12 protein-coding genes are annotated in these 11,227 nt (G+C 71.3%); 8 read left to right on the top strand and 4 right to left on the bottom strand.

The genetic code is table 11. From position 1 onward, the window contains the following. Positions 1-31: 31 nt before the first annotated feature. Complete coding sequence (locus tag AB0B68_RS16050; RefSeq protein WP_355009940.1) at positions 32-376, bottom strand: hypothetical protein; 345 nt, start codon at positions 374-376, stop codon at positions 32-34. A 253-nt stretch (positions 377-629) separates the two neighbouring features. Here AB0B68_RS16050 and rapZ point away from each other — a divergent pair, with 253 nt between their 5' ends. The 8 genes from rapZ to AB0B68_RS16010 all read left to right on the top strand — a co-directional run bounded on the left by rapZ (position 630) and on the right by AB0B68_RS16010 (position 7,729). Beyond that, on the top strand, positions 630-1,532 hold the full coding sequence (gene rapZ, locus AB0B68_RS16045; protein WP_355009982.1) for an RNase adapter RapZ: 903 nt from the start codon (positions 630-632) through the stop codon (positions 1,530-1,532). Then, on the top strand, positions 1,529-2,596 hold the full coding sequence (locus tag AB0B68_RS16040; RefSeq protein ID WP_357260576.1) for a 2-phospho-L-lactate transferase CofD family protein: 1,068 nt from the start codon (positions 1,529-1,531) through the stop codon (positions 2,594-2,596). The genes rapZ and AB0B68_RS16040 overlap by 4 nt, the downstream gene beginning before the upstream one ends. 54 nt (positions 2,597-2,650) lie before the next feature. Continuing rightward, positions 2,651-3,631 carry a DNA-binding protein WhiA gene (gene whiA, locus AB0B68_RS16035; RefSeq protein ID WP_210785006.1) on the top strand — a complete coding sequence of 327 codons (981 nt, stop codon included), beginning with the start codon at positions 2,651-2,653 and terminating at the stop codon, positions 3,629-3,631. A 266-nt stretch (positions 3,632-3,897) separates the two neighbouring features. Continuing rightward, positions 3,898-4,902, top strand: a complete 1,005-nt coding sequence (gap, locus tag AB0B68_RS16030; RefSeq protein ID WP_357198555.1) for a type I glyceraldehyde-3-phosphate dehydrogenase — start codon at positions 3,898-3,900, stop codon at positions 4,900-4,902. Beyond that, entirely contained in the window at positions 4,899-6,098 is a 1,200-nt protein-coding gene (locus AB0B68_RS16025) for a phosphoglycerate kinase (RefSeq protein WP_357232530.1), read from the top strand. Before gap ends, AB0B68_RS16025 begins: the two co-directional genes overlap by 4 nt. Beyond that, a complete protein-coding gene (gene tpiA / locus AB0B68_RS16020) occupies positions 6,099-6,890 on the top strand; it encodes a triose-phosphate isomerase (RefSeq protein ID WP_357260573.1) in 792 nt (263 codons plus the stop codon). Positions 6,891-6,986: 96 nt separating this feature from the next. Further along, the gene (secG, locus tag AB0B68_RS16015; protein ID WP_121653040.1) at positions 6,987-7,247 is read left to right on the top strand and encodes a preprotein translocase subunit SecG; all 261 of its coding nucleotides are present in this window, start codon (positions 6,987-6,989) and stop codon (positions 7,245-7,247) included. 140 nt (positions 7,248-7,387) lie between these two features. Beyond that, the gene (locus AB0B68_RS16010) at positions 7,388-7,729 is read left to right on the top strand and encodes an RNA polymerase-binding protein RbpA (protein WP_124853953.1); all 342 of its coding nucleotides are present in this window, start codon (positions 7,388-7,390) and stop codon (positions 7,727-7,729) included. Positions 7,730-7,746: 17 nt separating this feature from the next. Here the strand turns inward: AB0B68_RS16010 and pgl are convergent, their stop codons facing one another. The 3 genes from pgl to zwf all read right to left on the bottom strand — a co-directional run bounded on the left by pgl (position 7,747) and on the right by zwf (position 11,227). Further along, positions 7,747-8,517 carry a 6-phosphogluconolactonase gene (gene pgl / locus AB0B68_RS16005; RefSeq protein ID WP_357198545.1) on the bottom strand — a complete coding sequence of 257 codons (771 nt, stop codon included), beginning with the start codon at positions 8,515-8,517 and terminating at the stop codon, positions 7,747-7,749. A 143-nt stretch (positions 8,518-8,660) separates the two neighbouring features. Beyond that, positions 8,661-9,677, bottom strand: coding sequence for a glucose-6-phosphate dehydrogenase assembly protein OpcA (locus AB0B68_RS16000; protein WP_355009945.1), 1,017 nt, complete (start codon positions 9,675-9,677; stop codon positions 8,661-8,663). Then, complete coding sequence (gene zwf, locus AB0B68_RS15995; RefSeq protein ID WP_357198541.1) at positions 9,674-11,227, bottom strand: glucose-6-phosphate dehydrogenase; 1,554 nt, start codon at positions 11,225-11,227, stop codon at positions 9,674-9,676. Before zwf ends, AB0B68_RS16000 begins: the two co-directional genes overlap by 4 nt.

The raw sequence follows: 11,227 nt of genomic DNA, 5'->3' as shown, positions 1-11,227 counted from the left end.
CCGGGTCGGGTGGGCCGGACGGGCGGGGCGGTCAGCCGGGCTGGCTGGACCGGTTGGCCAGGCCGCGCGGCGGGGCCTTCATCCCGATCACGATGTCGACGATCTCGATGTAGCGGGCCTTGTTGCCCATGCGGAAGGCGGTGGCCGCCGCGTTGATCTCCTCCAGGGTGTCGGCCTCGACCATGGTGACCTGGTCGTACGTGCCGTTCACCCCGGTGCAGACGACGTGGGTGAGCTGCTTGGCGAAGCGGCCCAGGTCACGGGCGTGCTCGGCGGAGATCTCGTGGATGCCCTCACGTCCGAGGGCGAAGTACTCGGGGTTGATCCGCATGAACAGGAAGCCCACGTACTTGTTCTTGTCCGCCAGGTCGTGCATCGCACCCTCCCAGATATCGGCCTTGACCTGCGGTTATCGCAAGGAGCGTATAGACAGTCACTGATCGTCATCAAGGGCGCGCACTGTCGGGAGCGCGACCGCCGGGCGCTCGGTGTGCGCCGCCCGGCCACGGGTGCCGGGCGGGGACCGGGTGGCGGGATAGAGTCGCTGATTGACCAATCGCGGCCGAGGGCGGCCGCGGCGCCACGGCTTGGGGGTACGGGTGAGCGAGGCGCGCACAGCCGGGGACCGGATCGACGGCCCGGATGCCAATGACGAGCAGGTGGCGGCTGAGTCGGAGACCACACTGGTGGTGGTCACCGGCGTCTCCGGGGGTGGCCGCAGCACTGTGGCCCGGGCGTTGGAGAACGTCGGCTACTACGTCGTGGACAACCTGCCGCAGGCCCTGATGCTGGACATGGCCGAGCTGGCGTTCAAGGCGGGCGGCGCGGCTCGGCGTACCGCGATGGTGCTGGACGTGCGGTCGCGGGCCTTCTCCACGGACCTGGCCGGGGCGATCCGGGAGCTCAAGGAGCGCGGATTCTCGCCCCGGGTGGTCTTCGTCGACGCCGACGACGAGGTGCTGATCCGGCGGTTCGAGAGCGTTCGCCGTTCGCATCCGTTGCAGGGTGACGGGCGGCTGGCCGACGGCATCGCCGTGGAGCGCGGCCTGCTGGAGGAGGCCCGTGACCAGGCCGACGTGATCATTGACACCAGCCACCTGAACGTCAACCAGCTCCGGCGCCGCATCGAGGAGCTGTTCGGCGGCGAGGACGCCCGCCGGCTGCGGGTCACCGTGTTGTCGTTCGGCTTCAAGTACGGCCTGCCACCGGACGCCGACTTCGTGTTGGACGCCCGCTTCCTGCCCAATCCGTACTGGGTGCCGGAGCTGCGTGAGCACACCGGGCGGGAGGAGGCGGTCAGCGCGTACGTGCTGGGCCAGGAGGGCGCGGACGCCTTCGTCGCCTCGTACGCCGACCTGGTCAACGCCACCACGACCGGCTTCGAGCGGGAGGGCAAGCGGTACCTTACGGTCGCCGTGGGCTGCACCGGCGGCAAGCACCGCAGCGTGGCCATCGCCGAGGAGTTGGCCAGCCGACTGCGTCACTCGGGGTTGGCGGCGAACGCCCAGCACCGCGACCTGGGGCGGGAATGACGGCCCGGCGGGTGGTGGCGTTCGGCGGCGGGCACGGTCTGTCCGCCTCGTTGCGTGCGCTGCGCCACTGCGCCCCCGAACTCGACCTCGACATCACCGCGGTGGTCACGGTGGGTGACGACGGTGGTTCCAGTGGTCGGCTGCGGGCCGAGCGGGGTGGCCTGCCGCCGGGAGATCTGCGCCAGGCGTTGGTGGCCCTGGCCGGTGACCACCCGGCCACCCGGCGCAGCGCCGGGCTGTTCCAGCACCGCTTCGCCGCCGCGCCGGTGGGCGTACCCGGACCCGGCGCGACCGGCCAGGGCCTGGCGGCGGGCGACGACGCGGGCCGGGACGGCGCGGCTCCGCGCGGCACCGACGGGGCGTCGGCCGGCACCGACGGTCTGACCGGGCACGCGGTGGGCAACCTGGTGCTCTGCGGCCTCATGGAGCTGCTCGGCGACCCGGTGGCGGCGCTGGAGCACGCCGGCGCGATGCTCGGCGCGGTGGGCCGGGTGTTGCCGATGTCCCGCCAACCGGTCGGCATCGAGGCGCGGGTACGCGGCGCCGACCCGGCCGCCCCGGACGAGGTGTGCACGGTCAGTGGCCAGCACCAGGTGGCCGTGACCACCGGGCGGGTCGAGTCGCTGCGCCTCACCCCGAGCGCCCCACCGGCGTGCGCCGAGGCCATCGAGGCGATCCGGGCGGCCGATTGGTTGATCTTTGGGCCGGGCAGCTGGTACACGAGTGTGCTTCCGCACCTGCTGGTGCCGCAGTTGGCCGACGCGATCGTGTCCACCTCGGCCCGGCGGCTGGTCACGCTGAACCTCGCCGCGGAGAAGGAGACCCTGGGGCTCTCCGTCGCCGATCATCTCGCGGCACTGCACTGGTACCTGCCCGAACTCAAGGTCGATCTTGTGCTCGCCGACGCCAAGGCGGTGGGTGACCCCGAACCGGTCGAACGTGCGGCAGAATCGCTGGGTGCCCGCCTGGTCCTCGCCCCCGTCGCCGTTGTCGACGGGACTCCCCGCCATGATCCGGCTGCCCTGGGCGCCGCGCTGGTGCCTGTCCTGGGCGCCGATCGTTAGACACGTACGTAATCTCCGGCGACACGCCGGAACAGGTCCGTGAGGGGACGCACAATGGCGATGACGGCCGCGGTCAAGGACGAGCTGAGTCGGGTCGACGTGCCCAAGCCCTGCTGCCGGCGGGCGGAGATGGCCGCGCTGCTGCGCTTCGCCGGCGGGCTGCACATCGTCTCCGGCCGCGTGGTGGTGGAGGCGGAACTGGACACCGGGGCGGTCGCCCGGCGGCTGCGTCGGGAGGTCGCCGAGGTCTACGGCTACCCCAGCGAGATCCACGTGCTGGCCTCCGGTGGGCTGCGCAAGGGCAGCCACTTCATCGTGCGGGTGGTCAAGGACGGCGAGGCCCTCGCGCGGCAGACCGGCCTGCTCGACGTGCGGGGTCGCCCGGTGCGAGGGCTGCCCCCACACGTGGTGGCGGCCAACGTCTGCTGCGCGGTCTCCGCGTGGCGGGGCGCGTTCATGGCCCACGGCTCGCTCACCGAGCCCGGCCGCTCCAGCGCGCTGGAGATCACCTGCCCGGGGCCGGAGTCCGCGCTGGCGCTGGTCGGCGCGGCCCGCCGCATCGGCATCACCGCGAAGAACCGCGAGGTACGCGGGGTGGACCGGGTGGTCGTCAAGGACGGCGACGCTATCGCCGCGCTGCTCACCCGGATCGGCGCGCACTCCAGCGTGCTGGCCTGGGAGGAGCGTCGGGTACGCCGCGAGGTGCGGGCCACCGCCAACCGGCTCGCCAACTTCGACGACGCCAACCTGCGCCGCTCGGCGCGGGCGGCGGTCGCCGCGGCCGCCCGGGTCACCCGTGCGTTGGAGATCCTCGCCGACGAGGCGCCCAACCACCTGACCGACGCCGGTCGGCTGCGTCTGGAGCACCGGCAGGCGTCGCTGGAGGAACTGGGCGCCCTGGCCGACCCCCCGCTGACCAAGGACGCCATCGCGGGACGGATCCGCAGGCTCCTGGCGCTGGCCGACAAGCGGGCCCGCGACCTTGGCATCCCGGATACGGAAGCGGCAGTCACGCCCGACATGCTCGTGGTCTGATAGGACGGTGGGGCCGCACGGTGCGCCCGGGAGCGCGACCCGGCGCAGCGTGGTCTCGCACGCTCGGATAAGGTCGCTGAGTACGGCAAGGGGGCCGACACCGGCCTTTCTCGTCGTGCCCACCGCCTCGGGCGGTCAGGTCCTCAGACCGCGCGGCGGGGTGGCCGAGATGAACCGTCGACGGCCGGCTCCAACGGTCGGCGCACACCATTCCCGCCGGCCCGTTGTCTGAAGCCGGCGGACCAGAACGCGAGGAGATGGGACCTGTGACCATCCGGGTTGGCATCAACGGCTTTGGCCGAATCGGCCGTAACTTCTTCCGGGCAGTGCTGGCGTCTGACGCCGACATCGAGGTCGTGGCGGTGAACGACCTGACCGACAACGCCACGCTCGCCCACCTGCTCAAGTACGACAGCATCCTCGGTCGCCTGCCGTACGAGGTCAAGGCCAACTCCGACGAGATCACCGTCGGTGGCAAGACCATCAAGGCGTACGCCGAGAAGGACCCGTCGAAGCTGCCGTGGGGCGAGGTCGGCGCCGACGTCGTCATCGAGTCGACCGGCTTCTTCACCGACGCCACCAAGGCCAAGGCGCACGTCGACGGTGGGGCCAAGAAGGTCATCATCTCCGCCCCGGCGAAGAACGAGGACGTCACCGTCGTCATGGGTGTCAACCACGACACCTACGACCCGGCGAAGCACACCATCATCTCCAACGCTTCGTGCACCACCAACTGCCTCGCGCCGATGGCGAAGGTCCTGCACGACACGTTCGGCATCCAGCACGGTCTGATGACGACGATCCACGCGTACACCCAGGACCAGAACCTCCAGGACGCGCCGCACTCGGACCTGCGTCGTGCCCGGGCCGCCGCGCTGAACATCGTTCCGACCTCGACCGGCGCCGCCAAGGCGATCGGCCTGGTCCTGCCGGACCTCAAGGGCAAGCTCGACGGCTACGCCCTGCGGGTGCCGATCCCGACCGGCTCGGTCACCGACCTCACCGTCAACGTGGGTCGCGAGACCACCGTGGACGAGGTCAACGCCGCGCTGAAGGCCGCCGCGGACGGCCCGCTCAAGGGCATCCTGGTCTACAACGAGGACCCGATCGTCTCCACCGACATCGTGACCGACCCGGCGTCGTGCATCTTCGACGCGCCGCTGACCAAGGTCGTCGGCAACCAGGTCAAGGTCGTCGGCTGGTACGACAACGAGTGGGGCTACTCCAACCGCCTCGTCGACCTCGTCAAGCTGGTCGGTTCGTCGCTGTGAGCATCCGGACCCTCGACGACCTGCTCGCCGAGGGGGTGTCGGGTCGGCGCGTGCTGGTGCGCGCCGACCTGAACGTCCCGCTCGACAAGCAGACCGGTGCGATCACGGATGACGGGCGCATCCGCGCGGTGCTGCCGACCCTCGGCGCGCTGGTCGAGGCCGGCGCGAAGGTGGTCGTCTGCTCGCACCTGGGCCGCCCGAAGGGCGCCCCGGACCCGCAGTTCAGCCTGGGCCCGGTCGCCGGGCGGCTCGGTGAGCTGCTGGGCGCGCCGGTGCACTTCGCCACCGACACCGTGGGCGAGTCGGCCCGCGCCACCGTCGCCGACCTGGCCGACGGCCAGGTCGCTCTGCTGGAGAACCTGCGTTTCAACGCGGGCGAGACCAGCAAGGACGAGGCCGAGCGGGGCGCCTTCGCGGACCAGCTCGCCGCGTTCGGCGACGCGTACGTGGACGACGCGTTCGGTGCCGTGCACCGCAAGCACGCCAGCGTCTTCGACGTGCCGGCCCGGTTGCCGCACGTGGCGGGTCGGCTGGTGCTGCGTGAGGTCGAGGTGCTCTCCAAGCTCACCGGTGACCCCGAGCGCCCGTACGTCGTGGTGCTCGGTGGGTCGAAGGTGTCCGACAAGCTCGCCGTGATCGAGGCTCTGCTGCCCACTGTCGACCGGCTGCTCATCGGTGGCGGGATGTGTTTCACCTTCCTCAAGGCCCAGGGCCTGGAGGTGGGCACCTCGCTGCTGGAGAAGGACATGGTCGACACCTGCCGCAACCTGCTGGAGCGGTCCGACGGCAAGATCATGCTGCCGGTCGACGTGGTGGTGGCGGACGCGTTCGCTCCGGACGCGGCGCACGACACGGTGCGGGTCGACGGCATCCCGAGCCACCGGCTCGGCCTGGATGTCGGCCCGGAGACGGTGGCTGGCTTCAGCGCCGCGCTGTCCCAGGCGAAGACGATCTTCTGGAACGGCCCGATGGGCGTGTTCGAGATGCCGGCCTTCGCCGCGGGCACCCGGGGGATCGCCGAGGCGATCACCAAGGCCGACGCGTTCAGCGTCGTCGGTGGCGGTGACTCGGCCGCGGCCGTCCGTGCCCTGGGGCTGGACGAGTCGTCCTTCGGGCACATCTCCACCGGTGGTGGCGCCTCCCTGGAATACCTCGAGGGCAAGACCCTCCCCGGCATCGCGGCCCTGGAGAACTGAATGTCGAGCACCACCCGCCGGCCGCTGATGGCCGGCAACTGGAAGATGAACCTCAACCACCTCGAGGCCAACCTGCTGGTGCAGAAGCTGGCGGCGAGCCTCACCGAGAAGCAGCTCACCGACGTCGAGACGGTGGTGCTGCCACCCTTCACCGACCTGCGCACCGTGCAGACCGCGGTGGACGGGGACAAGCTGCTGATTGGCTACGGCGGGCAGGACCTCTCCCCGCACGCGTCCGGCGCGTACACCGGGGACATCTCCGGGCCGCAGCTGGCCAAGCTCGGCTGCACGTACGTGGTGGTCGGGCACTCCGAGCGGCGGGCCTACCACCACGAGGACGACGCGCTGGTCAACGCCAAGGTCAAGGCGGCGCTGACGCACGGCCTGACGCCGATCCTGTGCGTGGGGGAGGGGCTTGACGTCCGCGAGCAGGGCACCCACGTGGCGCACTGCTCCGACCAGCTCGACGGGGGCCTCGCCGGGCTCACCCCCGAGCAGGTGCGGCAGGTCGTGATCGCGTACGAGCCGGTCTGGGCGATCGGCACCGGCAAGACCGCGACCCCGGACGACGCCCAGGAGGTCTGCGGGGCGGTGCGTCAGCGACTGGCGGAACGCTTCGACCAGGAGACCGCCGACCAGGTTCGGGTGCTCTACGGCGGGTCGGTCAAGGCGTCCAACGTCGCCTCGATCATGGCCCAACCGGACGTGGACGGGGGCCTGGTGGGGGGCGCCAGCCTGGACGCCGAGGAATTCGCTCAGATCTGCAGGTTCCCGGAGCACCTCGCCCGCTGATCGCTCGGTATCCTTGACACCGCCCGTCCGCCGGTCGGTGCCGCCGTGCCCGATCAGACCGGGCGAGGATCGCTACGAGAGGAACTGACCCCAGCCATGCCGATCTGGTTCGCATACACGTTGATCGTGTTGCTGGTCATCACGAGCATTCTGCTCACCCTGCTGATCCTGCTGCACCGTGGCAAGGGTGGCGGTCTGTCGAGCATGTTCGGCGGTGGCGTCAGCTCCAGCCTCGCCGGCTCCTCGGTCGCCGAGAAGAACCTGGACCGCTACACCGTTCTGGTGAGCGTCGTCTGGTTCGCCGCCATCATCGGGCTCGGGCTCTGGCTGCGCCTCCAAATGAACAGCGGCGCCTGAGCAGGCTCAGTAAGTCGTACAATCTGCGCGCGGTTCGTCACTCGACGGGCCGCGCGCAGGCTTTTCTCCGCTGCACCGCGTCGCCCGCCGCTCCACCCCCGAAGACGGCGGGTCCCCTCCGACGACAGGAGCGAGCAGCCGTGCCGAATGGCAACGTTATCCGGGGAGCCCGGGTCGGGTCCGCACCGATGCGCCCCGACGAGAGGCACCAACCCGCCCCCCGACAGGACGTCACCTACTGGTGCCGTAACGACCACCGGGTCGACATTCGGATCGCCGCGGACGTCGAACCGCCACCCCTGTGGGACTGCCCCCGCTGTGGCCTACCCGCCGGTCGGGACGCCCAGAACCCGCCAGGTCGGGTCCGCGCCGAACCGTACAAGAGCCACCTGGCGTACGTGAAGGAGCGCCGTACCGCCGAGGAGGGAGAGGCCCTGCTCGCCGAGGCGCTCGCCGCACTGCGCCGTCGACGCGGCGAGTAGCGGGCTCCTCCGCCCGCTCAGCGCAGACTGCGCAGTCGGACTGGCACATCGGCTGCGGCCGTCCGGTCCAGCAACCAGCGGGTGCGGTTCACGCCGTGCACGCCGGCTGCCGGCAACTGCACCGGGCCTGCGCCGGCCAACGCCATACCCACCGCGCGAGCCTTGTCGGCGCCGGCGGCCACCAGCCAGACCTCCTCGGCGGTGTTGATGGCCGGCAGGGTGAGGGTGGTCCGCGTCGGCGGCGGCTTGGGGCTGCCCCGCACCGCGCTCACCGGCCGGGTCTCGTAGCCCACCGGGTGCTCGGGGAAGACCGAGGCCACGTGGCCGTCCTCGCCGACGCCCAGCATCAGCACGTCGAAGTGCGGCAGTGTGGCGTTCCCGGGCCGGGCGGCGCGGGCCAGCTCCTGCGCGTACTCGGCAGCCGCCGCCTCGGGGTCGTTGCCGGCCGGGCCGTCCGAAGCCGGCATCGCGTGCACCCGGGCCGGATTCAGCGGCACCACGTCCAGCAGGGCGGCCCGGGCCTGCGTCTCGTTGCGGTCCGGATCACCGGCGGGCAGGAACCGTTCGTCGCCCCACCACACGTCGACCCGGGACCAGTCCACCGCGTCGCGGGCCGGCAGCGTCGCCACCGCCCGGTAGACGGCCGCCGCGACCCGACCTCCGGTGAGCACCACCGAGGCTTCGCCCCGGTCGGCCTGGGCGTCGAGCAGCTTCACCAGCAACCGAGCCGCCACGGCCTGCGCCAGCAGGTCGGCGTCGGCGTGGACGGCGACACTCGCCTCACTCATGGTTGCGCCTTCGTTCGAGGACCGCGAGGCGGTCGCTGTCGTGCCCGGGGCGGTGTGCCCGAGGTGGTGGGGCGAAAACCCCGGAGATTGCGGGGCAGGGCCGGTGCGTACCGGCCCTGCCCGACGTTGTGCCCCGGCTGGGCTCAGCCCTCGCCGCTCGTGCCGACGTGCGCGGTCACCCCGGCCTCGGCGCGCTGCGCGGTGGCCGGATCCTTCCAGACGTGGACCCGCTGCGCGGGGCGCTGATCCAGCCCTCGCAGCCCGACAGTCGCGCCCAGCGCCTCCGCGTACACCTGGTCGGCGTCCAGCCGGCGCAGCTCCTCGGCCAGTTCGTCGCCGAGCGGGCGGCGCACCAGCGGCAGGGCCCGGTCGTCCTGGCCCGTGCGCCGGAACACGGCCATGCTGTCCTCGCGGGTCAGCGTCAGCTGATCGCCGTTGGCGCAGCTGAGCTGCACCTCCCGCATCCGGGGGAATTCGTTGCTGTCCACCCGGCGTGGGGTGATGCCGAGCCGGCTGGACAGCCAACCGGCCATCAGCGCCGCCGTCGGATCAGTGGGAGGCGCGACGATCGTCGCCTCGGTGACCTGGGCGTTGGTGGTGTCGAACGCCCCGGCGACAAGGGTGCGCCACGGGGTGATCCGGGTCCACGCCAGGTCGGTGTCGCCCGGGGCGTAGTCCCGGGCCCGCTGCCGCAGCGCCTCCAACGGGTCGGCGGCCTGCGCAGAGTCGGTGATCCTCCGGTCGGCCACCACCCCGAGGAAGTCGGTGGCGATCTCCGCCGGCGGCTCGCCGTGCCACCAGGTGACCACCGGTACGTCGGGAACGAGCAGCGGCATCACGACCGACTCGGCGTGCAGGGACAACCGGCCGTACATCCGGGTGACCACCGCCTCGCACGGGCCGAGCCGGCCACCGACCACGATCTCCGCGTCCAGTCGGTTGCGGTCCCGCTCGATCTCCGAGCGGACCACCACCACGAGGCGGCACGGGTGCGCCGCGGCGGCGATCGTCGCGGCGGCCTCAGCCTCCCGGACCCGCTTCTCGTCCACCACCACGATGAGGGTGAGCGCCATGCCGCTGGCCACCCCGCCGGCGCTGCGCCGCTCGGCGGCGAGCGCCTTGACCACCTCGTTGCCGGTGGTGTCCCACAGCCCGATCATGCTCGTCTCCAGGCGCGGCCCTCGCGGGCCAGCATCTCGTCGGAGGCCCGGGGGCCCCACTCGCCGGCCCGGTACGGCTCCGGGGTGGTGCCCTCCCAGGCGTGCTCAAGGGGGTCGATCACCTGCCAGCTCTGCTCGACCTCGGCCGCGTCCGGGAACAGGGTGCGGTCGCCGATCAGCACGTCCAGCACCAGACGCTCGTACGCCTCGGGGCTGGACTCGGTGAACGCCTCGCCGTACTGGAAGTCCATCGCGATGTCGCGGACCTCCATGGTCGTGCCCGGTACCTTCGAGCCGAACTTGAGCACCACGCCCTCGTCCGGCTGCACCCGGATGACCAGCTGGTTGTTGCCCAGCGACTCCATGTCGGCGTCGTTGAACGGCAGGTGCGGCGCCTTCTTGAACATGATGGCGACCTCGGTGACCCGCCGGGGCAGCCGCTTGCCGGCCCGGATGTAGAACGGCACCTCCGCCCAGCGGCGGTTCTGGATGCCCAACCGCACCGCCACGTACGTCTCAGTGGTGGAGTCGGCGGGGACGTCCCGCTCTTCCAGGTAACCGACAGCGCGTTCGCCGCCGACCCAGCCCGGCAGGTACTGACCGCGGACGGTGTCCCGGGCGACGTCCTTCGGCAGGGTGATGGCCTTGAGCACCTTCAGCTTCTCAGCCCGGATCTCGTCGGCGTCGAAGCTGGTCGGCTCCTCCATCGCCACCAGGGCGAGGAGTTGGAGAAGGTGGTTCTGCAGCACGTCGCGGGCGGTGCCGACGGTGTCGTAGAAGCCGGCGCGGCTGCCGATGCCGACGTCCTCCGCCATGGTGATCTGCACCGAGTCGACGTACTTCGAGTTCCACAGCGGCTCGAACAGGTTGTTGGCGAACCGCAGGGCGAGGATGTTCTGAACCGTCTCCTTGCCCAGGTAGTGGTCGATCCGGAAGACGTCCTCCCGGGTGAACACGTCGTCGACGAGGTCGTTGAGGGCCTTCGCCGAGGGCAGGTCGTTACCGAACGGCTTCTCCACCACGACCCGGCGCCAACCGCCGGACTTGTTGTTGTCGGCCATCCCGGTGCGGGCCAACTGCTTGAGCACGACAGGGAACGCGGCCGGCGGGATGGAGAAGTAGAACGCCGCGTTGCCGGTGATGCCGTGGGTCTGGCGCAGATCGTCAAGCGTCGAGGCGAGGGTGTCGAAGGCGGCGTCGTCGTCGAACGAACCGCCAACGAACTTGATGTTGCCGGCCAGCCGCGCCCACACCTCGTCCCGCCACGGCGTGCGGGCGTGCTTGCGGGCAGCCTCGCAGGCCAACGTCTCGAAGTCGCCGTCACCCCAGTCCCGGCGCGCGAAACCGAGCACCACGAAGCCCGGCGGCAACAGCCCCCGGTTGGCCAGGTCGTAGACCGCAGGGAGCAGTTTCTTGCGGGCCAGGTCGCCGGTCACCCCGAAGATCACCAGAGCACAGGGCTCCGGGATCCGGGGCAACCGGCGGTCCTGCGGGTCGCGCAGCGGGTTCACCGAACCGCCTCCTCGCTCCGCCTCAGTCACGTCGTCCAT

Origin of the sequence: Micromonospora sp. NPDC049049 (assembly GCF_040649115.1) — a bacterium.
Classification (GTDB): domain Bacteria; phylum Actinomycetota; class Actinomycetes; order Mycobacteriales; family Micromonosporaceae; genus Micromonospora.
The sequence above is the reverse complement of the archived record's forward strand: the minus strand, read 5'-3'. Positions and strand labels throughout refer to the sequence as shown.

What these genes read in the sequence shown, in the direction of transcription:
- AB0B68_RS16050 (WP_355009940.1), bottom strand. Translation starts at nt 376, where the DNA reads ATGCACGACCTGGCGGACAAGAACAAGTACGTGGGCTTCCTGTTCATG.
- AB0B68_RS16040 (WP_357260576.1), top strand. Translation starts at nt 1,529, where the DNA reads ATGACGGCCCGGCGGGTGGTGGCGTTCGGCGGCGGGCACGGTCTGTCC.
- whiA (WP_210785006.1), top strand. Translation starts at nt 2,651, where the DNA reads ATGGCGATGACGGCCGCGGTCAAGGACGAGCTGAGTCGGGTCGACGTG.
- tpiA (WP_357260573.1), top strand. Translation starts at nt 6,099, where the DNA reads ATGTCGAGCACCACCCGCCGGCCGCTGATGGCCGGCAACTGGAAGATG.
- secG (WP_121653040.1), top strand. Translation starts at nt 6,987, where the DNA reads ATGCCGATCTGGTTCGCATACACGTTGATCGTGTTGCTGGTCATCACG.
- pgl (WP_357198545.1), bottom strand. Translation starts at nt 8,517, where the DNA reads ATGAGTGAGGCGAGTGTCGCCGTCCACGCCGACGCCGACCTGCTGGCG.
- AB0B68_RS16000 (WP_355009945.1), bottom strand. Translation starts at nt 9,677, where the DNA reads ATGATCGGGCTGTGGGACACCACCGGCAACGAGGTGGTCAAGGCGCTC.
- zwf (WP_357198541.1), bottom strand. Translation starts at nt 11,227, where the DNA reads ATGGACGACGTGACTGAGGCGGAGCGAGGAGGCGGTTCGGTGAACCCG.